Raw genomic sequence first — 22,572 nt, 5'->3', positions numbered from 1 at the left:
ACACAATTTTAATAAGGAAGTATCAGTGAAAAAACGCTTAGTGGTTCAAGGACGTCTTAATGATGCTCAGCTAGCAGAGCTTAGCGACTTGTTTGAGGTAGACGTACTGTCTAAATCAGCCAAGCTTGATGCCCCAGAGACTCGCGCATTATTGGCCCAGGCCCATGGCATTGTGGGCTCCGGCCTGCCGATTACAGCAGAGATTTTAGACGCCGCGCCCAATCTTGCCGTCATCGCGACCATCTCTGTCGGCTATGACAGCATCCCCGTTGATGAACTCACTAAGCGCGGCATTATGCTGTGTAATACCCCTGACGTACTCACCGAAACCACGGCTGATACGGGCTTTACGCTTATTATGGCCACCGCAAGGCGCGTGGTTGAATTAGCCCAGTGGGTCAAAGATGGCCAGTGGCAGGCCGGCGTTGGCCCTGAACAGTTCGGTAGCGATGTGCACGGCAAAACGCTGGGCATGGTCGGCTTTGGACGCATTGGCCAAGCCGTCGCTCGGCGCGGTGCCCTGGGGTTTGGCATGAAGGTGCTTTACGCGAAAGCCTCTGCCAAGCCTGAATTAGACCGTGAACTAGGCGCCCAGCACCGCGAACTCAGCGAGCTGCTGGCTGAATCCGATTTTGTCTGCGTGACGGTTCCTCTTACCGCTGAAACCGAGCGCCTGATCGGCGCCCAAGAGTTTGCACTGATGAAGCCATCGGGCATCTTCATCAATATCGCCCGTGGCAAAGTGGTCGATGAAAATGCGCTGATCCAGGCACTCGAAAACGGCGTGATTAAAGCGGCCGGTCTGGATGTGTTTGAGCAAGAACCGCTGCCCGCCTCATCACCGCTGACCACGCTGGCGAATGTCGTTGCCTTGCCTCATATTGGTTCTGCCACCCATGAAACGCGCGATGCGATGGCCCAGCGCGCGGTGGATAATGTCCGCCTGGCGCTGCAGGGCGAGCGGCCCATTAGCCTGGTCAACGAAGAAACATGGCAATGAGCAGTGTGACGCCCGCTAAACTAATCCCAGCTCCTTTCTGCCTACTTTTTGACTGCGACGGCACGCTGGTTGATAGCGAGGTGCTGCTCGCCGACGTCATGGGGACTATTCTTCCCGAATTCGGTTTGCCGTTTTCCGCCCAGCAGTACATGGAGGAATTTCGGGGAGTGCGTTTTAAGACCATCGTTCAAACGCTGGAAAGCCGCTTTCAAGCGCTCACTGACAGCGATTTTTCCGCGCTGGAAGCAGGCATGCGCGCACGTATGGAGACACGTATGCGCTCAGAGCTTGAAGCGATTCCCGGCATGCCCGCCGCACTGGAACAGCTAGGAGCCCACCCTAAAGCGGTGGTTTCCAACGGTCCTGAACCCAAAATCCGCTGCGCGCTAGAAAGCACCGAGCTTGGCCATCATTTTGGCGACCGCCTGTTCAGCGCCTATACCCTCAATGTATGGAAGCCAGACCCTGAGCTTTATCGGCAGGCGGCAGCCGCGATGGGCTACGCCCCCCAGGCGTGCATCGTGATTGATGACGCAGCCGTGGGCGTAGAAGCAGGTTTGGGGGCGGGTATGCACGTGGTGCATCTCAATCACTTTCCAGAAGAAGAAAACACGCCTGAAGGTGCGCTGGGCATTCATCACGCCAGTGAACTGCCAGCCGCTATCGCACGCTTGTCTCTTAAAGCAACGGTCTAGTGTTTCTGGGTGATATATAGGGGGAGTCAATGCAGCTATTTTCACTACAAGGCCGAGTAGCCATGGTCACCGGCTGCAATAAAGGCTTAGGCCAAGGTATTGCCTTGGCATTAGCCGAGGCAGGGGCAGACATCGTTGGCGTCAGCCGCCAACCTGCTGATGACACGCGCCAGCAGGTCGAGGCCTTAGGCAAGCGGTTTTACAGCATTGAAGCAGAGTTAGGCCATGACTCGCCGACCGACATCGTTCATCAAGCCATCGCTCACGCTGGCAAGCTGGATATTCTGATTAACAACGCGGGAATAATCCGCCGAGCTCCCGCGATTGAGTTCTCTGAAGACGACTGGGACTCGGTAATAGACGTTAACTTAAAGGCCGCGTTCTTTCTGGCCCAGCAGGTTGCCAAGCACTGCATTGAACGTAAGGCACCGGGCAAAATCGTTAACATTGCCTCGTTGCTCTCGTTCCAGGGCGGCATCCGCGTCGCCTCTTACACCGCCAGTAAAAGCGGCATACTAGGCCTGACGCGCCTGATGGCCAACGAATGGGCTGCGCAGGATATCAATGTCAACGCCATCGCGCCTGGCTATATGGCAACGGACAATACCCAAGCGCTGCGCGATGATCCTCAGCGCCATGACGAAATCCTGGCCCGTATTCCAGCGGGCCGCTGGGGCACACCTGAAGACTTAGCGGGCGCCGTGATTTTTTTGTGCTCTGACGCCGCCCGCTACGTCCATGGCCAAACCTTAGCCGTTGACGGTGGTTGGCTCGCTCGCTAAAAGCAGGTGGCCAAGCGCTCCTTAACGTTGAGATCTGCATCTATTAGCAGCAGTTGGCGCCATTTATCGAACGTTAAGCAGGGATGGGAAGCACCAAAAGCGAGGATATCCCCCACTTTCACATCCGATGCTCCTTCGGGAAGCTTTATAAAGGTGTGCTGATCCATAATATTCGTCACCTCCCAGCCAGCCACTGACAAAAGCTGCGCTGGGTCACCGCCTTCCCGATAGCGGCGTAAGACCACCGGTAACGGATCATAGCCAATATCGCGTTTTCCTAATGCAACGATGGCAAGCCCCCGCTCAGGAAGCGACTGTACCTGGGCAAAAACTTCCAGCGCTGGCTCAAGCCCTTGATGCAAATCAGGGCGGCGCTCTAGCACCGCAGACTGCGCTTCACGGTACAGCCCGTGATCGTGTACGACGTAACAACCGGGGCGCAGCACGGGGGTAAACTTCTCCTGAAGCTGGGATGTTTGAAAGGCTTCAGCAATTACGTCGTACCAGGCCGAACCCGACGCCGTCACAATGGGACTGGGCTCGGAAAAGCGCTGTTCAGCCTCAAGCTCTAGAGCAACATCCACTAAATACTTGGCATAGGCACGGATGCCCGCCTCTGGGTTATCACCGTGAACAACGCCTTCATAGCCTTCTAAGCCCGCTAATGAAAGGGCAGGCTCACCGGCAATGACCTCCGCCAGTGAGAGAATTTCCTGCTGACTGCGACAGCCACAGCGCCCCCCCGCTACGCCCACTTCAATGAGAACCGATAACGTCAAGCCACGGTCGGCAAAGAAGCGCCCTAATTCGCGCACGTTGTCATGATTATCAACCACACAGTAAAACGTAGCCCCCTGCTCGATCAGGCCCGCGATAATCGCCATGTTCGCCTGTCCAACTAACTGATTAGCCATTAATAATCGCGTGGTGCCATGGGTGAAAGCAGCACGACACTGTGGTGCGGTCGCCAGTGTTATGCCCCACGCCCCTGCCTGAAGCTGGCGACGAAAAAGTGCTGGCGTCATGGTGGTCTTGCCGTGGGGCGCTAAGCGAGCACCGTGGGCCTCTGCAAAACGCTGCATCCAAGCCAGGTTATGGTCAAGTGGCCCTTCATGCACTACCGCGGCGGGTAGGCTGACACCGGACAAGAGATTGGGACCCAGCTCCACGCTGCCTTTTTCCACTGCTAACGTCACTACTTCCATGCGCCCATCTCCTCGCTCTTTACCTACGCTTTATCAGGACGGCTGACCAAGCGATAATGTTAGATACTTTCACAATTATTGACTTCAAGTTAGAAACTAACATACTTTTAAAGCAAGGCAACCTTCAGGAGTCTACGGTGAGCCAAGAAATAGATATTTTATCTCGTATTACGACTGACGTTAGCGCGCTTCGCGATGCGGAAAAAAAAGTGGCTGAGCTTATCTTCGCCGATATCGATTTTGTCACCGAAGCTAGTATCGGTGAGATTGCCCAGCGCGCCGGTGTTAGCGATGCAAGCGTGACGCGCTTTGCACGCGCCGTCGGCTGCACCAACGTACGTGACTTAAAAACACGCTTAAATCGAGCGTTGGCAGCAGGCCGACGCTTTATTCAAGAAGCGACCCCTGACGATAGCTCAAGCGTGGTGTATGACATTGCTATGCAGACGCTGGCGTTTAACCGCGATCTTCTCGCTCAGGCGGATATACCCGGCGCCGTTGAGCAGTTGGATAAAGCGCGCCAAATACTCGTTTTTGGCGCGGGGGGTGGTTCCAGCATTCTCTCGCAGGAACTGCAGTTTCGCCTAGTACGCCTTGGCTATGCAGTATGCGCCTATCCTCAAGCGCTGCTGCCTCGCATGGTGGCATCAACGCTTGAGCCGGATGACGTGGTCGTTGTTCTATCTGTCACCGGCTACACCCCTGAAATGGTGGAGTCTGCGCAAATTGCCAAGCAGTACGGCGCCACCGTTATCGCTATTACGGCGATGAACTCGCCGCTCGCCAACACTGCCAACATTGTGCTGCCGGTGACCTCGCGTGAAACCGATTTTATCTATCATCCTTCGGCCTCCCGCTACGCCATGCTAGCCGTCATTGATGTCTTGGCACTTGAGCTTGCTATGCGCCATCGCGAGCGCTCGCGCACTAAGCTGCGCCGGCTCAAGCTGAGCCTAGATGACCATCGCGGTGGCGATAATCGCCAGCCATTAGGAGACTAAAATGGTCTATGACCTGCTAATTCGTAATGCCAATGTGCTCGATGGCTCTGGCGCACCACATTTTCGTGCTGATGTTGCTATTCAAGGCGAGCGCATCTGCGCCATTGGCAATATGCCCGATGCAACGGCCACCACCATTATTGATGCGCAAGAGCGCTACCTGGCGCCGGGCTTTATCGATGTTCATACCCACGACGATACGAATGTCGTGCGTAGTCCAGCAATGCTGCCAAAACTGACCCAGGGAATAACCACCGTAGTAGTGGGTAACTGCGGCATTAGTGCCAGCCCCGTCACACTAACCCATAACGTTCCCGATCCGATGAACCTATTGGGCGATTTAGAAGACTTCCGCTATCCAAGCTTTGCAGACTATGCCAACGCGGTAGACGCCGCGATGCCAAGTATTAACGTGGCGGCATTAGTGGGACACACCAGTTTGCGTAGCCAGGTCATGGACAGTTTCTCGCGACCTGCCAGCGAAGACGAGATCCATTCGATGGCTTCACGTCTGCGTCAAGCGCTTGATGAGGGCGCGCTTGGGCTAAGTTCAGGACTTGCTTATCGTAATGCGATCCACGCGCCGAGCGCAGAGATGGCCCCGCTGGTAGCGGTCGTCGGGGAATCGGGTGGCGTTTACACCACTCACCTTCGCGATGAGTTTGCCGGCTTGCTGGATGCGATGGACGAGGCCTTTAGCACTGCTCGCAATGGCAACGTGCCACTAGTGATCTCACATCTAAAATGCGCCGGCGCAGGCAACTGGGGAGGTGCTGGGAAAGCACTTAATAAACTTGAAATCGCCGCACAGCATCAACATGCTCACTGTGACTGCTACCCCTACACGGCGGGTTCTTCTACTCTCGACCTGGGCCAAGTGACCGATGAAATTGAGATTACGATTACCTGGTCACACCCCCACCCAGAACAGGCGCGGCGCCCGCTGAAAGACATCGCTGCCGAATGGAATTTACCATTACTGGACGCTGCCAAGCAGCTTCAGCCTGCAGGGGCGGTTTACCACAACATGAGTGAGGCGGATATGCAGCAAGTGCTCGCGCACCCGCTCTCCATGGTGGGCTCCGATGGCCTGCCCAACGACCCGCACCCGCATCCACGGCTATGGGGCGCCTTCCCGCGCGTTCTTGCCCACTACAGCCGTGATTTAAACCTAATGCCACTGGCAGAAGCGGTGCGCAAGATGACCAGTCTTTCAGCGGCCAACTTTGGCTTAACGGATCGCGGCACTGTGCGCATCGGCGCCTACGCCGATCTCACTCTCTTTGATCTCGACGCATTAGAAGATACCGCTAATTACGAGACCCCCATCGCGGCTGCCAAAGGCATCGATATGGTCGTGGTCAATGGCAGGATCGCCTATTACCAGGGCGCTATTACCGACCAGCGCCATGGGCGAATGTTACGCCGCACTGAGCGTATTCCTCAAAACAATTTCATCGTTCAACCCAACCAGGAGCAAACACCATGAGCATTACTCGATACGGCACTGAAGGCGGCGTAGGCACCGGCGGACAAAAGCTACCCTTTGCACGCGCCGTAGAAGCAGGCGGCTGGCTATATGTATCAGGCCAAACGCCTATGACCGACGGTGAAGTCGTTGAAGGCAGCATCGTTGAGCAGACCCGCCTCGCGTTCGACAACTGCATCGCCATCATGCAAGAAGCCGGATATGGCGTCGAAGATGTCGTTCATGTCACCACCGTGCTAACGGATGCACGCTATTTTAGCTCTTTCAATAAAGTCTTTAAGGAAATATTTGGCGATAACCCGCCGGCGCGCATCTGTAGCGTTCAGGACTTAGTGGTGGACTGTAAAGTGGAAGTAGACGTGAAGTGTTACCGCGCTGACCGCGCCTAAAAGCCATAAAGAAAACGCCGCACCCCGGCAAGGGTGCGGCGCCAGATTACCGCGTGATTAGGATAAAAAAGCCTCGCGGTAGTCGCTTGCATTGCCTACTGGCGGCCGCGACAACGGCCGGATAAACAACGATAAGAGGTTACCATGAACAGTCAAATATTCCTCACCACCTTTGTGCTCTACATTGTCGCGATGGTGGTATTTGGATGGTGGGTTTCAAGACACAAACGCGGCAGTGGCGACGACTTTTTACTCGGCGGGCGCAGCGTTCCTCTCTTTCTCACGGTGGGCACAACGGTGGCCACTATGGTGGGAACCGGTTCCAGTATGGGCGCCGTCGGTTTCGGCTACGCCAATGGCTGGGCCGGCGCGCTATACGGGCTCGGCGGCGCCGTGGGTATTTTATTGCTCGCCGTTTGTTTTGCACCGGTTCGTAAGTTTCGGTTTATGACCATGAGCGAAGAATTGGCCTACTACGTTGGCGCTAACCGTCTAGTACGCAACGTCGTTGCCCTGCTGATCTATATCGCCTGCATAGGCTGGCTGGGCGCGCATATTCTGGGGGGCGGTCTGTATCTTTCCTGGATGGCGGGGATTGATCTGACCACTGCCCGCATTCTCGTCGCCTTAGGCTTCGGTATTTATTGCGTGGTGGGAGGATATTTTGCAGTTATCTGGACCGACACCATTCAAGCCGTCGTGCTCTTTGCGGGCTTCATTTTGATGGCCGTGCTTGCTTTGATCGAAGTCGGCGGTTTCTCAGGGTTAACGGCAGGTATGGAGGTTAGTGCCACAAGCTTTCTAGGCATTGATAAAATAGGCGCACTCCCCGCCCTTTCGTTAGCAGTCGTTATTGCTATTGGCGTATTGGCAACACCGTCTTTCCGCCAGCGCATTTATTCTGGCGAGTCCGTTAAGTCAGTCCGTCGCTCGTTCTTAATCACGGGGGTGCTTTACCTAGGCTTTTCTATCATCCCCGCGATCATTGGCATGGCCACCCACGCCCTTAATCCTGGGCTTGATAATAGTAACTACGCTTTCCCCTTTCTGGCGACTGAAATCATGCCACTCGGGCTAGGGCTATTGCTATTAGTAGCCGGCCTTTCTGCGACCATGTCGAGTGCAAGCTCAGACGCCCTTGCCGGTGTTTCCACGCTGATTCGTGATTTATATGTGCTCGTCATGGGACGCACACCTTCAGCACGCAACGTCGTGCGCTTTTCGCGTATTGCGCTCGTCGCCACCATTGGCCTGGCGCTACTCTTCGCGCTTGCCTCAGACAACGTGATCACCTACATCACCCGAATGATCTCAACGATCTTGTCAGGCTTGTTTGTGACAGCCATGCTGGGTCGATTCTGGCCACGCTATAACTGGCAAGGCGCTATCGCCACGCTAATTTTCGCTTCAGCAACATCACTCACCATTATCGCTAACAGCGAATGGACGGCTTTCTGGGGCAACCCGAGCATTCCCGCAGTGCTAGCCGCCTTGGTTGCAGGAGTGATCGTTACTCTCATTACACCCGCCTCACGCGTCACTTCAGAGCAGGCGCTGGCAATTCTCGACCAAGAGCGCCAGCGTATGGAGCAAGTGCCTGAGCCAACCCTGACTAAGACGGAAACATCCGAGAATAGCTAGCGGCCAGCCGCGTAAAAAAGCCCCGCTGATGTCTGTCATCAGCGGGGCTTTTTTCATTGCACATTAAGCGACTAACTCACGGCTAACTGCCTTACGGCAAGCTCTACACCGCGAAGCTCGGCCAGGCCGCGCATGCGGCCGTAAAGCGGGTAACCGGGTGCCGTATTACGCTGCTGATCATCCAGAATGTGATGACCGTGATCGGGGCGGAGCGGCAAACGCGCGCCACCCTCTTTTTCACGGCGGCATTCCTCTTCCACCAGCGCCTTTATGACGCCGACCATATCCACGTCGCCATTGAGATGCGGCGCCTCGTGAAACGAGCGCGCATCTTCTTCGCGCTTTGTGGCGCGAAGGTGGATAAAGTGAATATGCGGGGCAAAGTGGCGCGTCATGGCAACCAAATCATTGTCCTCACGAACGCCGTAAGAGCCCGTACACAGCGTCAAACCATTACCCGGGCTTGGCACGCAATCGATAATCCACTGCGCATCGTCACGAGTTGAAACAACCCGAGGCAATCCCAGCAGCGATCGAGGCGGATCATCCGGATGAATCGCCATACGAATGCCCACCTCTTCCGCTACCGGGATAATGGCCTGCAAAAAATAGCCTAGATTATCCCGCAGTCGCGTCGCATCAATCTCAGCGTACTCGGCCAGCACGCCTCGAAACTGCTCCAGCGTATAGTGCTCTTCGGCACCGGGCAGCCCTGCGATCAATGTATTGATAAGCTTTTCACGGCCATCGCTATCCAACCCTTCCAGGTAGCAGCTGGCCTGCGACTTATCTTCATCGCTGTACTCTGCTTCAGCACCTGGGCGCTGAAGCAGGTACAAATCAAACGCTGCAAAGGCCACCTGATCAAAGCGCAACGCCAACGCGCCATCCGGCAATGCATAGGTAAGGTCGGTACGCGTCCAGTCGAGCACCGGCATAAAGTTGTAGCAAACGGTATCGATTCCGCAGGCCGCCAAGTTGCGCAGCGTCTGGCAATACGTTGCTATCAGCGCATCGCGCTCGGGCAGGCCTTTTTTGATCGCTTCATTCACCGGCACGCTTTCAACCACCGACCAGCGCAGCCCGGCAGCTTCAATCATAGCCTTGCGCGCTTGAATGGCAGCGACCGACCACACCTGATCATTGGGTATCTCATGCAGTGCCGTGACAATACCAGTCGCACCTGTTTGGCGAACTTCCTCAAGTCGGACGGCATCATTAGGACCAAACCAGCGCCACGTATGCTCCATTACTTTCTCCCTATTGTTCGCGATCTAGTGCGGCTAACGCCCCATTCAGCCCGTCTTGTTTCAGCACGCGATACGCTGACGCCACCGCGTTAACAAAGGGCTGATTCGTGGCAAGCTCTGCAGGCACTATTTCATCGATTGCTAAAAACGCGCCTACAAGTGCATCAGGGTGACCGCCGTGGGCGTGATGCAGTTCAGCAAAACGCTTGGCCATCGGGTCATCGACAGAATACGCCTGCCCGTTTAAATCATAGCCCGCGGTATAGTGGATCCATGCCGCCATGCCCAACGCCACACACGGCGAAGCCTGCCCCGCGTTAGCGCGAGATAAGGCACCGGTTAGCCAGCGCTGAGGCAGCTTTTGACTGGCATCCATGGCAATTTGCTGTAGGCGATGACGCAGGCTGTCGTTGGTAAATCTAGCCAGCAGCGAGTGCGCATAAACAACGAGATCGGCGCCTTCGGGCATATCGAGCGTAGGGGCTGCTTCTTCAAGCATATAGCGGCGCAGCAGTGCCCGCAGCGCTGGCTGGTCAACGCCGTCAACTACTGTTTCGATTCCGGCTAATGCGCCAAGGTAAGCCAGCAGTGAGTGGCTGCCGTTCAACATGCGCAGCTTCATGGTTTCAAATGGCGCGACGTCACGCACCATTTCAACCCCTTCGACTTCCCAGCGAGGCCGGCCTGTGGGGAAGTTATCCTCTACGACCCACTGTGAAAATGCCTCGCCCACGACGGCGTTAGGGTCGTTAACACCTAATGCCGCAAGGCGCTCGAAATCCGCATCGGTCATCGCGGGCACAATACGGTCAACCATGCTGCTGGGAAACGCGACTCGCTGTTCAATCCAGCGAGCCAGCTCAGCGCTGCGCTGTTCGGCAAGGCGCAAAACGGCCATTCGCGTACGCTGACCGTTATGGGACATGTTGTCACAAGAAAGCACCGTGAATGGCTCAGTGCCCGCGCTATAGCGTCGTGCCAATGCTTCTACCAACAGCCCTGGCGCAGTGCGGGGCTGTTCAGGCGAGGCAATATCGCCGGCTACCATCGGGTCATCAATGCGCAGCTCACCCGTGGCCGGATTAAGAAAGTAGCCTTTTTCCGTGACGGTTAACGTCACAATCCGAGTAGTCGGCGCGGCTAGCCGAGTAAGCAGCGTTTCTCGATCGCGCCCCCAGTTACCCGCTGCATCGCATCCGGAAAATAGCGTTTCTTCGATAACCCCGATTTCGCGCAGCGTTAGCGTTTGGATATCGGCATATTCAGCTACATGGTAGCGATAATCAGCCTCGCGCAAGCTATCAACCAACTCAATACTTGAGCGTAAATTTGCGCTGCATACGCCCCATTCGCCGTCATCGCTGCGCTGTCGATAGCGCTCAAGGTAAACCGCCTGATGTGCACGATGAAAAGCGCCTAAACCTAAATGCACAATCCCAATCTGACCCGTTTTAGGCATCGCGTCTATACGCTGTGTCGCCATTTTCAATTACTCCCCATCAACAGATTAGGCAGCCAAAGCGAAATGGCAGGAACGTAGGTCACGAGAAATAGTACCGCTAAGTTGCACAGCAAAAACGGTATGATCGCTCTGGCGACCGTCAGCATCGGCAGCTTGCCAATCCCGGCGACGACAAACAGGCACACGCCCACCGGCGGCGTTGTTAGTCCAATCATCAGGTTCATAACGGCAATCACCGCGAAGTGCACCGGATCGACACCAACGCCAGTCGCCACGCCGACCAGCGCGGGGAAAAGAATGATCAATGCTGCGATGGTTTCCATAAAGGCACCCACAAACAGCAAAATTAAATTCAAGATCAAAAGTACAATCAGCGGGTTATCGCTGATGGATAAAATCAGGCTCGCAATCATCTGAGGAATCTGCTCGCTGGTCAGTATCCAGCCAAACAGGTTTGCCAGCCCAACCATCAGCAGCAGCGCCGACGAGGTTAAAACTGTGTCAGCTAAGATCGAGGGAAGTTTTCTCCACGTCAGTCCTTTATAAACGTACATGCCGACTACCAGCGCATAAAGGCAGGCGACAATCGATGCTTCGGTCGGCGTGAATAAACCGCCAATGATGCCGTAGAGAATAATCACGGTCATCAAGAGTGCCCAGAATGCCGTTTTGGCTTCTTTAAGCAACTGCATGACCGGCACGCGCTTCTCTTTTGGGTACCCGCGACGCACGGCCAGAACGTAAACCGTAATCATCATGGCAAGCCCCATCAGCAGGCCTGGAATGGCACCCGCAAGGAACATGCGCCCGACTGAAATGCCGCTGAGAGAGCCCGCAATAATCATCGGCACGCTGGGGGGAATAATCGGCCCTACGGTAGACGATGCTGCCGTGACCGCTGCTGCAAACGGTTTGTCATAGCCCGACCGCGCCATGCCCGGAATCATTACCGCGCCAATGCTGGCGGAGTCCGCGACGGCCGTGCCGGAAATACCGCCAAAAATCATTGAGCCGCCTACGTTGGCAAGCCCCAAACCACCACGGATATGGCCCAGCAGCGCATTCGCAAAGCGCACAATATGCTCAGTGATATTGCCCACATTCATCAAATTGCCTGCCAGCACAAAGCCGGGAATACACAGCAATACGAAAGTATCGATACCCGCATACATACGTTGCGGCACAATCGTTAACGAAATACCTTCCAACAGTAGATAAGACAGTGACGCGATGCCGAGCGAAAACGCGATGGGCATTCCCACCACCAGTAAGACTAAAAAGACGCTAAAGAGGATAATAACTTCCATGCTTACAACTCCTGATCAAGCGAGGCAGAGGAGCGACACATTGCGATAATTCCCTCAAGGCATCCTAGCAAGCTGTAAACCAGGAGCAGCGCAAAGGTGACTACCGTTGAGAAAAAGATATACAGCATAGGTACACGCAGCGTTGGCGAGGTCTGCCATGCGCCGTTTTGTGCATACTGCCAAGCGTACGGCAGTACTAGAAAAGCAAATAAGCCCACCATTAAGTAAATCAGTGCCTGAAACCCAGCCTTGGCGCGTGGGCCCAGCATATGATGAAAAAGCTCAACGCTGATGTTTCGATTCTGACGCAGTACAACGCCTACCGATAAGGCCACCATATAAATAAACAAATAGCGCGAGAGCTCTTCGGTCCAGGCAATGGAGAACGGTAAAAACAGCCGTGAACAAACTTGCAGCAGTACCGTGGCAGCAATGGCAATTAATGCCAGGACCGACAGGGTCAGAAAACAGGTATCTACCCAGCCAATCATGCGCCCAATGGGGCCTTGGATTTTTGGCACCGACGACATCGAATCCAGACTGTCTAACGCTTCCTGTTCAAGCGCATTTTGATCCGAGCTCATAAACGTATCCTCATGGGCAAGCTGCTCTTGCAAATAGCGGATGGGCTGGCACGAGACCAGCCCACCCGCATTACCGATTCACTACAAATTCATTTCCAACGGCCTTACAGGTCCTGAATAGCGTCGAAGAGTTCGCGCTGCTCTTCGGTTAATGCCTCAAGTACCGCTGGGCGTGCTTTTTCGGCGAACGCATCAAGATCGACTTCCACAAATTCCATACCGCGTTCCTGCAGGGCTTGCTCCAGACGAGCCTGGTCCTCGATAAACAGCTCAGATTCATACGTCTGCATGGTTTGCGCCGCATCGCGCACTACTTGCTGAAGCTCGTCAGGCATGTCTTCAAGCTGATTGCGCCCGATGACGACGTAGATCCAGCTGCGCACATGCCCGGTCATGTTGACGTAGTCCTGTACCTCATTGAAGCTGGCACTTTCGATCAGGCTAAGTGGATTTTCCTGGCCTTCCAGCGTGTTTTGCTGAAGTGCGGTAAATACTTCGCTAAACGCCATTGGAGTTGGTCGAGCGCCCATTGACTGCCAGGTATCAACGAATAGCGGCACGTTCGGCACACGTAGGCGTAGGCCATCCAGTTCATCCGGCGTGCGGATAGGACGGTTAGACGTCAGCTCACGCGGGCCGCGCTCAAACCACGCCAACGGCACCAGGTTTGTCCGCTCAATGATCTGCTCTTCAATCTGAGCGCCTACATCGCCGTTAACCGCGGCCTGCATATGCTCGGAGTCCCTGAATGCGTAGGGAACGGCCATCATGGCTGCCTTAGGCGCCCAGTTTTGCAGGCTCTCGCCGGTAATGGTCATATCCGCTGTACCCAGCTGGATACTGTTAATCACGTCCAGTTCACTCCCCAGCTGTTCACTGGGATAAAGACGAACTTCAATACGACCGTCGGAATTGGCCTCGACCTCTTCTTTGAACTTCTCAGCCGCCTGATGCCAGATATTCTGCTCGTTGGCTAAGTGACCAAAACGCAGCGTGTAGTCTGCCGCTAATGCCGCCTGGCTACTCAGCAGCATGGTTCCAAGTACCGCCGTTGTTAACAGTTGCTTAATCATTTTCTACTCCTGCACATTTGCACTTGTTTATTGTTAGTGGAACGTGAGTTGGCATGCACCGCTAGGTACTAATTTGAATCAGTACCTTTCGGACTTCTTCAGGACGGTGGTCAAGCATATCGATGGCGCTTGGCATGTCGCTAAGCGGTAATCGATGGCTCACCAGCGCCAATGGATCGAGCTGACCACTGGCCATTAGCCCAAGCACTTCTGGAAACTTACGGTTATTAAGACGCGACCCCACCAGGGTCAGCTCTTTCTTAATAACCTCTAGCTGCACAAGGTCGCTTGGCTGAACGCTAAAGCCGAGCAAGCCAATACGGCCGGCAGCTGATGCCAGGCGCAGCATTTGAGGTAGCAGCGCAGGAACACAGGCCGCATCGGCAATCAGCGGCACGCCCTCGCCCTGGGTCAAGGCGAGCACTTCTTTTTCAACATCGTGTTCAAGGCTATTAAACACGTGCGTGGCACCCAGCTCTTTAGCCGCTGCCAGGCGCTCGTTAATCACATCCGTGACGATGACGTCTTTAATGCCCTTCGCTAAGGCCATTTGTAGAATCGTCATACCAATAACGCCCGCACCAAGAATCATCAGGCGATCGCCAGGATGCGGCTGCATGCGATCAAGGACGTTGGCCGCGATGGTATAAGGCTCAACCAAAGCAGCGGCATCGAGCCCAATGTGATCAGGCAAGCGGTGCACGTTAGCGGCAGGAACGGCAACCAACTCCTCAAAACCGCCGTCACGATGCACGCCGATAACTTCAAGTGAGCCGCACACGTTAGGGCGGCCAATTCTGCAGGGATAGCACTCACCGCAGCTGATCACGGGATCAACGCATACGCGATCACCAACCGCCACACCCTCCACGTCGTCACCTAGGGATTCGACGACGCCAGCAAACTCATGGCCGGTAATACGCGGAAAGCGTACGAAGGCATTATCGCCATGGATGATGTGCATATCAGAACCACAGATACCGGCAAACGCTACTCGTACCAGGACTTCTCCCGCGTTCGCCGTCGGCGTTTCAATATCGGCAACCTGATAGTCGTGCGGCGCCTTAACTTGAAATGCTTTCATTTACCGAATCTCCTTACCCGTTCTCAAAGTCACCAATGCCACGAATTTACCAATGCCATAGAGTGCCGTCTTCCAACCGGTTAACCGGCAAGCTCGCGCGCTTATAGGGGTATTGTTTGGCTAACTCTTCGTCGATATCGACGCCATGGCCTGGCGTTTCACCCACGATAAAGTGACCGTCTTCGAACCGGTAATCGTGTGGAAATACCTGATCAGTGGCGGTGGTGTGCGGCATATATTCCTGGATACCAAAGTTGGGCACCCAGGTATCAAAATGAATCGCCGCGCCCAGACACACCGGCGAAAGATCCGTTGGCCCGTGAAAACCAGTCCGCACGTGATAAAGACCCGCCAGATCAGCGATGCGACGCACGTGAGTAATACCGCCCGCATGGGTGAGCGTGGCGCGAATATAGTCAATCCACTGATTTTCAATCAGTGCTTTAGCGTCATAAATGCTGTTAAACACCTCGCCTACCGCGAGCGGCGTGGTGGTGTGCTGACGGATAAGCCCAAAGGCCTCCTGGTTTTCAGCCGGTACGCAGTCTTCAAGCCAAAACAGATGATAGGGCTCTACTTCTTTACCTAGCCTTGCTGCCTCAATCGGTGTCAGGCGATGGTGAACATCATGAAGTACGTGCAAATCTTCACCGAAACGCTCGCGCACGGCGGCAAACAGCTTAGGCACATGGTTTAGATATTTGCTGGTGCTCCACACGTGCTCTGCGGGCAAATCAGCATCGGCAGGCTCGTAAGGCTCGCCATCTTTTTTAGCGACGCCATAGATGCTGGCAATACCGGGCACACCCGCCTGGACGCGCACCGCCTTATAGCCTTCATCCACATGGCGAGCGACTTCTTCTAGGCACGCTTCAATATCGCGCCCCGTCGCATGGCCATACACCATGACGCGATCCCGGCTTTTGCCACCCAGCAGTTGATACAGCGGCATGCCCGCAAGCTTGGACTTAATGTCCCAAAGCGCCATGTCCACGGCGGCAATTGCGCTCATCGTGACGGGACCACGACGCCAGTAAGCACCGCGATAGAGATAGTGCCAAATATCTTCAATGCGCTGAGGATCGCGCCCTATCAAAGCAGGAATGACATGCTCATCAAGGTACGCAACGACGGCCATTTCCCGACCGTTCAAGGTGGCATCACCAATGCCGTAAGTACCTTGATCCGTTACTATTTTTAAGGTGACGAAATTACGTCCCGGCGAGGTCACAATGGTATAAGCATGCTCGATCTTCATTGAATCGCCTCCTGCATCAGAGAATGGGGTGGTTGTGCATCGAACGCTTCTCGGCCTTCAAACATGGCGGGGAAACGGCGCACTAAATCAGGCATAGACACGAGTATTTCGCGTAAATGAAGGCACATGGCCTGCTCTGCTTGCGCGACGTTACGCGCCTCAATAGCCGCAACGATGTTGGTATGTTGATCCACCAGCCGCTCCAGCGGCGTGCTATGCGGCACACTGAGATAGCGTACGCGGTCAAGCTGCGCCTTCACTTCTTCGATGACTTTCCAGGCAGTCTGCTGCTTTACGCCCAGTGAAAGCGTGCGATGAAAGGCTTCATCCAGCCGATAAAAGCGGTCGTGATCATGCGATTCCACACAGCGCCGTTGCCGCGCCAACAAATCATGCAGCTCCGTTAAAATGGCTGCATCAATGCCTTTTTCTGCCGCCAGCTTCACGACCGCCACTTCAACTGACTCGCGAACAAAGCGCGCTTCTAACACCGCTCGCTGCGATATCTTGACCACGTAGGTGCCGCGCTGAGGCTTCACCTCCACCAGTCCAGCCTCAGATAGCCTTATAAACGCTTCCCGCACTGGCTGGCGGCTGACAGAGAACGTGTCAGCAATTTCTTTTTCAGACAGCGCTTGGCCAGGCGCCAGCACCATCTGAATGATCGACTGCCTTAATACTTGAAACAGCCGCTGGCGAACTGAGTCGCTGTCGCGGGTTTCCTGCCATAGCGTTTGTAATGTCGTCTGCATAAAACCTGAATCCGGATATGGAAGCTTGCCACCGGTGGCGGCACCTTCTGATATGACTAGTATGGTAGTATGGAGGGGATAGAGAAAGCCCCCAGCGCTTATACTTTAGTCGCTCGGAACTAGCGCAGCGCGCTGATTTTTTTCTGCCCAAACTGCATTTTATGTATATTGATTGACGCTTTTCGACAACTTTTTGCTGCTCATGACGACACACTAGTAAGTGAACAAACTGCTTATTAGAGAGCGCGCTATGAACCGCAATGTCATTCTCACCTGTGCCGTTACTGGCGCAGGTGATACCACCGCTAAAAACCCCAATGTTCCCATTACGCCCAAGGCCATTGCAGCTTCTTGCATTGAAGCCGCGCGCGCCGGGGCCAGCATCGCGCACATCCACGTTCGTGATCCGCAAACCGGTGGTATTAGCCACTCTACCGAGCAGTTTCGTGAAGTGATGGAGCGCGTCCGCGAGGCCGATGTGGATATCGTTATGAATATCACAGCGGGCGGTGGCGGTGACTGGATACCGGATGCGCAAGACCCCACTCGCGGAGGCCCGGGCACTGATATTCAGACGCCTGCGGAGCGCCATGCGCCGGTGGGTGAGCTACTCCCGGAGCTCTGCACCCTAGACTGCGGCAGCCTCAACTTTGGCGACATGGTCTACGTCAATCATGCCGATTGGCTGCGTGAACATGCACGCATCGTTCAGGCTGCCGGCGTTAAGCCGGAACTAGAATGCTTTGACCTAGGCCACGTCTGGTTTGCCCGCCAGCTTCAGCAAGAAGGCTTGATCGACGGCGACCCGCTTTACCAGCTCTGCCTGGGCATTCCTTGGGGCGCCGAAGCGGACACCGAAACTATGTTGGCGATGCGTAATAAGCTTCCGGAAAACGCCAACTGGGCGGCCTTTGGCATAGGCCGCCATCAAATGCCGATGGTTGCCCAAGCGGTGCTGCTGGGTGGTCACGCACGGGTCGGCTTGGAAGATAACCTGTTTTTGGAGAAAGGCGTGCTGGCCAACAACGGCCAACTGGTCGAGAAAGCCGCGACCATCATTGAGAATCTTGGCGCCCGGGTGATGACACCTGCTGAAACCCGTGCTCACCTTAAATTACGTGACCCTGTCGGAGGTGGCCTATGAATCGCTTAGCCATTATCGGTACCGGCGTGATTGGCAACGGCTGGATTGCTCGCGCCCTCGCCCAGGGTTGGAATGTGGTTGCCTTTGATCCTGATCCGAACGCACCAGCGCGCACCCAAGCGTTTATTGACAACGCCTGGCCCTCGCTAACACAGCTTGGCCTGGCACCCAACGCCAGCCCAGACCGACTGACGTTTGCAGCGACGATTGAAGAGGCAGTTAACGGTGCGGACCTGATTCAGGAAAACGTTCCTGAGCGACTAGAGCTTAAACAAAAGATTCTGGCCGCCATTGACGCCGCCGCGGCACCCGACGTCATCATTGGCTCGTCCACATCTGGCTTTAAACCTACCGACCTGCAGCAGAACTGCCAGCAAGCGCCGGGGCGTGTCATCGTCGCACACCCCTTCAACCCGGTATATTTATTGCCGCTGGTTGAGCTTGTCGGGGGTGAAGCCACACAGCCCGCGCAGATTGCTAGCGCCCAAGCGCTTTATCAGTCGCTCGCCATGCGACCACTGGTGGTTCGTCGTGAAATTGAGGGCCACATCGCCGACCGCTTAATGGAAGCGCTGTGGCGCGAAGCCTTACACTTAGTCAACGATGGCGTGGCCACCACTGAAGAAATCGATGCCGCCGTGGTTTATGGCTGTGGTCTGCGGTGGCCGCTGATGGGCACGTTCCTCACCTTCCACTTAGCCGGCGGCGAGCCTGGCATGCGCCATATGCTGGAACAGTTTGGCCCCGCGTTAAAACTCCCCTGGACCAAGCTAGAGGCTCCAGAACTCACCGATGAGCTAATCGACAAAGTGGTCGAGGGCTGTGAGCATCAAGCCGCGGGGCGCTCAGTGGCCACGCTGGACCGGCGTCGGGATGACTTTTTAGTCGAGCTGCTGGAAGTAGTGCAAAAATATTGGCCGGAAGCCGAAGGACTAAAGGGACGCATTTAATGATCATCCATGAAACCCACGTTGCCCCCGAGTGGGTCGACTACAACGGACACATGAACGACGCGGAGTACGCCCGCGTCTTTTCCCAAGCCTGCGAATCGCTGATAGACCACATAGGCTTAGATGAAGCGGGCCGTGAGCACTATGGCTACACGACTTATACCCTGGAAACCCACCTTTGCTATCGGCGCGAGGCCCATCAAGGCCAATCGCTTAAGATAGAACTGACGCTACTCGATAACGATGCAAAACGTCTGCACGTGTTTTTTGCCATGCTAGACGATGCGGGCAACCTACTGGCGACCAGCGAACAAATGCTGATGGGCATGGCACAGGACTCTGGGCGATCAAGCCCGTTTCCAGACGCGGTCGCGCATCTTGTAGCAGCACTGCCACGGGCAAGCAGCGATGCCTGGCCGGAACTTGCTGGCCGCACCATTGGCATTCGACGCTAAGGATTACGACGCTAATAGGGACAATAAAGATGAACGTAGACGCCTTTATTGAGCGCTTTAGCGAAGGGCTGGCTGCAATGGAGGAGCTGCCCTTGCCACAAGCGCGCAGCGCCTACGATAAGCTTTGCCGCACGTTCGCTCCACCTGACCCGCCGGGAATGCGGATTGAAAATACTGTTTTGAGCGGCGTTAGCGTGCGCCGCTTTATTCCCCAACGGCCAACATCGGGCTGCGTGCTGTTTATCCATGGCGGCGGATTCACCATCGGCTCAGTGGAGAGCCACCACGGCACCGCCGTAAGCTTAGCTCAAGCGTTAGGGCGTGAATTGGTCAGCGTGAACTATCGGCTGGCGCCAGAGGTAGATTACGCGACTATGTTGGCAGACTGCCAAACGGTACGAACGGCCGTTCAACCTATCGCGTTAGTGGGTGACAGCGCCGGCGGGAGGTTAACTCTCGACCTTGCGCATTCACTTATCGAGGCACCGGCGTTAGGGTTGATTTACCCGCCGATTGGCGAACTGTTGCTGGAATATCTCGGTGAAGATGCACCGCTGCTGTCACGCAGTGACGTACTCGGCATTCGAAAATACTGCCCAGAAATCAATGCACATCAGGGTGATCGACGCCCTCCTGGCACTTGCATTGAAGTATTGACGGTAGCGCACGACCCGCTAACGCTGCCAATGGAAGCTGCCGTTACTAACTGGCGTAAAGCAGGGGCTTCGGTCGGCTATCGATGTGCACCGCAAATGGTGCACGCCGCCCTTCACGCCCAATCGCAACTGCCCGCAATGGGCGCGGCATGGCAGGACTTTTGCCTTAAACTAAAACAGCGCCTGAATGAATAAGGCGCTGCTTTAAGAACAACCGTTTTAAGATCAGCCGTTTTAAGATCAACCGATACGTTAAGAACCGAACTGCGCACGCACCTGATCAATGGCGGGTTCGCCATCGCGGGTTTTAACGCCGTCTAACCATTGGGCTACAGTGTCCAAGTTGTTACTAATCCACTCCTGCGCGACATCATCCGCCGCACGCTCTTCATAGCTATACTCATGCACCCAGTCGTTTTGGTCTTCAATATCGATCACGTATTGTGACAAAAAACGGTGAACCTCGGGGGCTTCCTCAGCCAGGCTGGCAGGTGTGACTGTCCAGACGGTGCTTTCGATTGAGGCCACGCCTGCATCATCGCTATCGGCTAAATACGCCAAATCGAAGCTCACGTTCATCCAGTGAGGCTCCCAGCCGACAAACGTCACCCACTCTTCATCGGCTATTTTTTGTTCAGCTTGAGCCAGCATGGCCGAGGTTGAGCTTTCACTCAGTTGCCAATCCCCCAGGCCTCCAATGTCGTTATCAATGGCGTTAAGGATCGCCTCGTTAATGCCGGTGCCCGCTTCAATGCCTTGGATTTCGCCATCGAACTGATCACGATGTTCGGCCAACTCAGCCACGGTGGTCACCCCCGCATCATAAACATACTGCGGCACGACGAGCCCTGAATTAGCGCCTTTGATATTGGAAACCACTTTTTCTACTTTTCCGTCAGCCACCAGGGGCTCGATCATGTCGGTCTGGACGGGATACCAGCCGCCTAAGTAGATATCCAGATCATTACGCGACAAGCCGCCCAGAATAATGCTCACGGCTAAATCTTGCTGGCGCGTTTTATACCCCATTGTCTCAAGTAGTTGAGCAGCCACTTCCGATTTCACGGTAACGCCAGGCCACGGCGGCACGCCAAAGCGCAGTTCATCAAGCTCCGCCATCGCTGGGGCGGCAGCGAACGCAGAAAGTAGAAAACCCGCTGTAAGCGACAACGACTTGGTAGTGTCAGACATGAGGCTAAACCTTTTATTAACTGGATTATGTTATTTACTGTATTAAACCAGTATGCGCTGCTCCTAACAGGTCACTAAGCATGAAGCGACGTTTACTAACCAAAAGGCGCCACTTCTTATATAAAGGGCTTTTCTGAGACGGAGTTGGAAATCATCAGTTGCGAACGGCTCTTGGTGAGTAGCCGTAATGGGCACGAAACGTGCGCGCAAAGCTTGATGACGAACTAAACCCACAGGCCAGCCCCACCGTCAGTACCGCTAAGTCGGTCTCGACCAGCAGCCGCTTGGCGCGTTTAACGCGTAGCTGCAAGTACCACTGGCGAGGCGTCATGCTTAGCTCTTGCTCAAACAAGCGCTGCAACTGGCGAACCGATACCTCAACGCGGCTTGCTACTTCTTCCAGGCTGAGCGGCTCTTCAATGTTTTGCTCCATTAGCGCAACCGCTTCTACCACGTGCCGGTTATGAGTACTTAGCCGCTTCACCAACGCCATGCGCTGCTGGTCGCTACGTGTTCGAATACGGTCGTGAATTAGCTGCTCAGAAACATCAATCGCCAGCTTAACTCCATGGCGGCGCGCAATCACCTCTAGCGCCATATCCATAGCGGCCGCCCCACCCGCGCAGGAAAAACGCCGCTCGCCCAGCTCGTACAGTTCGTCGGTTGTCTCGATACCCGGGAAGTGTTCGCGAAAAGCAGGCAGGCTCTCCCAGTGCAGCGCCACCCGTTCATGCGTTAGCAACCCGGTGGATGCCAGCAAAAATGCTCCAGTATCAATGCCGCCTAAGCAGCAGCCTGCCTGGTCTAACTGATGCAGCCATGCCATTAAGGGCCGAGTAAGGTGGGCTTCTGGCGTGAAACCGCTGCACACTGCCAGTGAGGGCAAATGGTGCACCTGGCCAGTTGATTGATCGGCCATTAACGTCATACCGTTCGACGCCGTTACCGGCCCACCGTCAGCGCTAATCAGCGTCCAATCAAACAGTGGGCGATCAGAAATACGATTTGCGATCCGTAACGGCTCAACCGCTGCGAAGAAAGCCATCATGGAAAACTGCGGTAACAATAAAAACCCCACCATTTCAGGTAAAGGGCCTTGGTAATCAAGACGCATAGCATTGCCTAGAATTGAAACGTTTTTTAGATAAGCAGCTCTACCATAGCGTGTTCGGCTATCAAGATCGGCAATCCATCGAAAATAATG

Annotated in this window: 22 protein-coding genes; 11 read left to right on the top strand and 11 right to left on the bottom strand. The window is 55.0% G+C overall.

What is annotated here, in order from left to right:
* The first annotated feature begins 25 nt into the window (after positions 1 to 25).
* From KUO20_RS05615 to kduD, 3 genes are read left to right on the top strand one after another with little or no spacing between them, the layout of a single operon-like run.
* On the top strand, positions 26 to 1,000 hold the full coding sequence (locus KUO20_RS05615; protein ID WP_235041905.1) for a 2-hydroxyacid dehydrogenase: 975 nt from the start codon (positions 26 to 28) through the stop codon (positions 998 to 1,000).
* Entirely contained in the window at positions 997 to 1,695 is a 699-nt protein-coding gene (locus KUO20_RS05610) for an HAD-IA family hydrolase (protein WP_235041904.1), read from the top strand. The genes KUO20_RS05615 and KUO20_RS05610 overlap by 4 nt, the downstream gene beginning before the upstream one ends.
* 29 nt (positions 1,696 to 1,724) lie before the next feature.
* A complete protein-coding gene (kduD, locus tag KUO20_RS05605) occupies positions 1,725 to 2,477 on the top strand; it encodes a 2-dehydro-3-deoxy-D-gluconate 5-dehydrogenase KduD (protein WP_235041903.1) in 753 nt (250 codons plus the stop codon).
* Here kduD and KUO20_RS05600 read toward each other — a convergent pair.
* On the bottom strand, positions 2,474 to 3,682 hold the full coding sequence (locus KUO20_RS05600; RefSeq protein WP_235041902.1) for an amino acid deaminase: 1,209 nt from the start codon (positions 3,680 to 3,682) through the stop codon (positions 2,474 to 2,476). The two genes, kduD and KUO20_RS05600, sit on opposite strands and share 4 nt — an antisense overlap.
* 137 nt (positions 3,683 to 3,819) lie before the next feature.
* On the opposite strand from KUO20_RS05600, the gene KUO20_RS05595 reads away from it, so the two are divergent.
* The 4 genes from KUO20_RS05595 to KUO20_RS05580 all read left to right on the top strand — a co-directional run bounded on the left by KUO20_RS05595 (position 3,820) and on the right by KUO20_RS05580 (position 8,202).
* A complete protein-coding gene (locus KUO20_RS05595) occupies positions 3,820 to 4,683 on the top strand; it encodes a MurR/RpiR family transcriptional regulator (protein ID WP_235041901.1) in 864 nt (287 codons plus the stop codon).
* A gap of 1 nt (position 4,684) precedes the next feature.
* The gene (locus KUO20_RS05590; RefSeq protein ID WP_235041900.1) at positions 4,685 to 6,172 is read left to right on the top strand and encodes an N-acyl-D-amino-acid deacylase family protein; all 1,488 of its coding nucleotides are present in this window, start codon (positions 4,685 to 4,687) and stop codon (positions 6,170 to 6,172) included.
* The gene (locus tag KUO20_RS05585) at positions 6,169 to 6,561 is read left to right on the top strand and encodes a RidA family protein (protein WP_096281009.1); all 393 of its coding nucleotides are present in this window, start codon (positions 6,169 to 6,171) and stop codon (positions 6,559 to 6,561) included. Before KUO20_RS05590 ends, KUO20_RS05585 begins: the two co-directional genes overlap by 4 nt.
* 144 nt (positions 6,562 to 6,705) lie before the next feature.
* Positions 6,706 to 8,202, top strand: a complete 1,497-nt coding sequence (locus tag KUO20_RS05580; RefSeq protein WP_235041899.1) for a sodium:solute symporter family protein — start codon at positions 6,706 to 6,708, stop codon at positions 8,200 to 8,202.
* A gap of 71 nt (positions 8,203 to 8,273) precedes the next feature.
* Here KUO20_RS05580 and uxuA read toward each other — a convergent pair whose 3' ends face one another.
* The 8 genes from uxuA to KUO20_RS05540 all read right to left on the bottom strand — a co-directional run bounded on the left by uxuA (position 8,274) and on the right by KUO20_RS05540 (position 16,972).
* Positions 8,274 to 9,452, bottom strand: a complete 1,179-nt coding sequence (gene uxuA, locus KUO20_RS05575) for a mannonate dehydratase (RefSeq protein WP_235041898.1) — start codon at positions 9,450 to 9,452, stop codon at positions 8,274 to 8,276.
* 10 nt (positions 9,453 to 9,462) lie between these two features.
* Positions 9,463 to 10,935 carry a mannitol dehydrogenase family protein gene (locus KUO20_RS05570; protein ID WP_235041897.1) on the bottom strand — a complete coding sequence of 491 codons (1,473 nt, stop codon included), beginning with the start codon at positions 10,933 to 10,935 and terminating at the stop codon, positions 9,463 to 9,465.
* A 2-nt stretch (positions 10,936 to 10,937) separates the two neighbouring features.
* The gene (locus KUO20_RS05565) at positions 10,938 to 12,221 is read right to left on the bottom strand and encodes a TRAP transporter large permease (protein ID WP_235041896.1); all 1,284 of its coding nucleotides are present in this window, start codon (positions 12,219 to 12,221) and stop codon (positions 10,938 to 10,940) included.
* Between the two features lie 2 nt (positions 12,222 to 12,223).
* Positions 12,224 to 12,805 carry a TRAP transporter small permease gene (locus KUO20_RS05560; protein WP_235041895.1) on the bottom strand — a complete coding sequence of 194 codons (582 nt, stop codon included), beginning with the start codon at positions 12,803 to 12,805 and terminating at the stop codon, positions 12,224 to 12,226.
* Between the two features lie 104 nt (positions 12,806 to 12,909).
* Positions 12,910 to 13,878: a TRAP transporter substrate-binding protein gene (locus KUO20_RS05555; RefSeq protein WP_235041894.1), complete on the bottom strand. Its 969-nt coding sequence runs from the start codon at positions 13,876 to 13,878 to the stop codon at positions 12,910 to 12,912.
* Positions 13,879 to 13,939: 61 nt separating this feature from the next.
* Entirely contained in the window at positions 13,940 to 14,962 is a 1,023-nt protein-coding gene (locus KUO20_RS05550; RefSeq protein ID WP_235041893.1) for a Zn-dependent oxidoreductase, read from the bottom strand.
* A gap of 46 nt (positions 14,963 to 15,008) precedes the next feature.
* Positions 15,009 to 16,220, bottom strand: a complete 1,212-nt coding sequence (manD, locus tag KUO20_RS05545) for a D-mannonate dehydratase ManD (RefSeq protein WP_235041892.1) — start codon at positions 16,218 to 16,220, stop codon at positions 15,009 to 15,011.
* A complete protein-coding gene (locus KUO20_RS05540) occupies positions 16,217 to 16,972 on the bottom strand; it encodes a GntR family transcriptional regulator (protein WP_235041891.1) in 756 nt (251 codons plus the stop codon). The genes manD and KUO20_RS05540 overlap by 4 nt, the downstream gene beginning before the upstream one ends.
* A 250-nt stretch (positions 16,973 to 17,222) precedes the next feature.
* Here KUO20_RS05540 and KUO20_RS05535 point away from each other — a divergent pair, with 250 nt between their 5' ends.
* From KUO20_RS05535 to KUO20_RS05520, 4 genes are read left to right on the top strand one after another with little or no spacing between them, the layout of a single operon-like run.
* Complete coding sequence (locus tag KUO20_RS05535; RefSeq protein WP_235041890.1) at positions 17,223 to 18,116, top strand: beta-keto acid cleavage family enzyme; 894 nt, start codon at positions 17,223 to 17,225, stop codon at positions 18,114 to 18,116.
* Positions 18,113 to 19,066 (top strand): L-carnitine dehydrogenase, encoded by a 954-nt coding sequence (locus KUO20_RS05530; protein ID WP_235041889.1) that lies wholly within the window; start codon positions 18,113 to 18,115, stop codon positions 19,064 to 19,066. Before KUO20_RS05535 ends, KUO20_RS05530 begins: the two co-directional genes overlap by 4 nt.
* Entirely contained in the window at positions 19,066 to 19,521 is a 456-nt protein-coding gene (locus tag KUO20_RS05525) for a thioesterase family protein (RefSeq protein WP_235041888.1), read from the top strand. The genes KUO20_RS05530 and KUO20_RS05525 overlap by 1 nt, the downstream gene beginning before the upstream one ends.
* A gap of 29 nt (positions 19,522 to 19,550) precedes the next feature.
* Positions 19,551 to 20,372, top strand: a complete 822-nt coding sequence (locus KUO20_RS05520; protein WP_235041887.1) for an alpha/beta hydrolase fold domain-containing protein — start codon at positions 19,551 to 19,553, stop codon at positions 20,370 to 20,372.
* A 57-nt stretch (positions 20,373 to 20,429) separates the two neighbouring features.
* Here KUO20_RS05520 and KUO20_RS05515 read toward each other — a convergent pair whose 3' ends face one another.
* The gene (locus KUO20_RS05515) at positions 20,430 to 21,368 is read right to left on the bottom strand and encodes an ABC transporter substrate-binding protein (protein ID WP_235041886.1); all 939 of its coding nucleotides are present in this window, start codon (positions 21,366 to 21,368) and stop codon (positions 20,430 to 20,432) included.
* Positions 21,369 to 21,522: 154 nt separating this feature from the next.
* Positions 21,523 to 22,482 (bottom strand): GlxA family transcriptional regulator, encoded by a 960-nt coding sequence (locus KUO20_RS05510; protein WP_235041885.1) that lies wholly within the window; start codon positions 22,480 to 22,482, stop codon positions 21,523 to 21,525.
* Positions 22,483 to 22,572: the final 90 nt, after the last annotated feature.

Source organism: Vreelandella profundi (assembly GCF_019722725.1).
GTDB classification, from domain to species: domain Bacteria; phylum Pseudomonadota; class Gammaproteobacteria; order Pseudomonadales; family Halomonadaceae; genus Vreelandella; species Vreelandella profundi.
Note: the sequence above shows the minus strand (reverse complement) of the source record. Positions and strands in the feature narration are given on the sequence as shown.

Bases quoted from the DNA above. Each gene is read 5' to 3' on its own strand.
- KUO20_RS05610 (WP_235041904.1), top strand. From the start codon at position 997: ATGAGCAGTGTGACGCCCGCTAAACTAATCCCAGCTCCTTTCTGCCTA.
- kduD (WP_235041903.1), top strand. From the start codon at position 1,725: ATGCAGCTATTTTCACTACAAGGCCGAGTAGCCATGGTCACCGGCTGC.
- KUO20_RS05600 (WP_235041902.1), bottom strand. From the start codon at position 3,682: ATGGAAGTAGTGACGTTAGCAGTGGAAAAAGGCAGCGTGGAGCTGGGT.
- KUO20_RS05590 (WP_235041900.1), top strand. From the start codon at position 4,685: ATGGTCTATGACCTGCTAATTCGTAATGCCAATGTGCTCGATGGCTCT.
- KUO20_RS05585 (WP_096281009.1), top strand. From the start codon at position 6,169: ATGAGCATTACTCGATACGGCACTGAAGGCGGCGTAGGCACCGGCGGA.
- KUO20_RS05580 (WP_235041899.1), top strand. From the start codon at position 6,706: ATGAACAGTCAAATATTCCTCACCACCTTTGTGCTCTACATTGTCGCG.
- uxuA (WP_235041898.1), bottom strand. From the start codon at position 9,452: ATGGAGCATACGTGGCGCTGGTTTGGTCCTAATGATGCCGTCCGACTT.
- KUO20_RS05570 (WP_235041897.1), bottom strand. From the start codon at position 10,935: ATGGCGACACAGCGTATAGACGCGATGCCTAAAACGGGTCAGATTGGG.
- KUO20_RS05565 (WP_235041896.1), bottom strand. From the start codon at position 12,221: ATGGAAGTTATTATCCTCTTTAGCGTCTTTTTAGTCTTACTGGTGGTG.
- KUO20_RS05560 (WP_235041895.1), bottom strand. From the start codon at position 12,805: ATGAGCTCGGATCAAAATGCGCTTGAACAGGAAGCGTTAGACAGTCTG.
- KUO20_RS05555 (WP_235041894.1), bottom strand. From the start codon at position 13,878: ATGATTAAGCAACTGTTAACAACGGCGGTACTTGGAACCATGCTGCTG.
- KUO20_RS05550 (WP_235041893.1), bottom strand. From the start codon at position 14,962: ATGAAAGCATTTCAAGTTAAGGCGCCGCACGACTATCAGGTTGCCGAT.
- manD (WP_235041892.1), bottom strand. From the start codon at position 16,220: ATGAAGATCGAGCATGCTTATACCATTGTGACCTCGCCGGGACGTAAT.
- KUO20_RS05540 (WP_235041891.1), bottom strand. From the start codon at position 16,972: ATGCAGACGACATTACAAACGCTATGGCAGGAAACCCGCGACAGCGAC.
- KUO20_RS05535 (WP_235041890.1), top strand. From the start codon at position 17,223: ATGAACCGCAATGTCATTCTCACCTGTGCCGTTACTGGCGCAGGTGAT.
- KUO20_RS05530 (WP_235041889.1), top strand. From the start codon at position 18,113: ATGAATCGCTTAGCCATTATCGGTACCGGCGTGATTGGCAACGGCTGG.
- KUO20_RS05525 (WP_235041888.1), top strand. From the start codon at position 19,066: ATGATCATCCATGAAACCCACGTTGCCCCCGAGTGGGTCGACTACAAC.
- KUO20_RS05520 (WP_235041887.1), top strand. From the start codon at position 19,551: ATGAACGTAGACGCCTTTATTGAGCGCTTTAGCGAAGGGCTGGCTGCA.
- KUO20_RS05515 (WP_235041886.1), bottom strand. From the start codon at position 21,368: ATGTCTGACACTACCAAGTCGTTGTCGCTTACAGCGGGTTTTCTACTT.
- KUO20_RS05510 (WP_235041885.1), bottom strand. From the start codon at position 22,482: ATGCGTCTTGATTACCAAGGCCCTTTACCTGAAATGGTGGGGTTTTTA.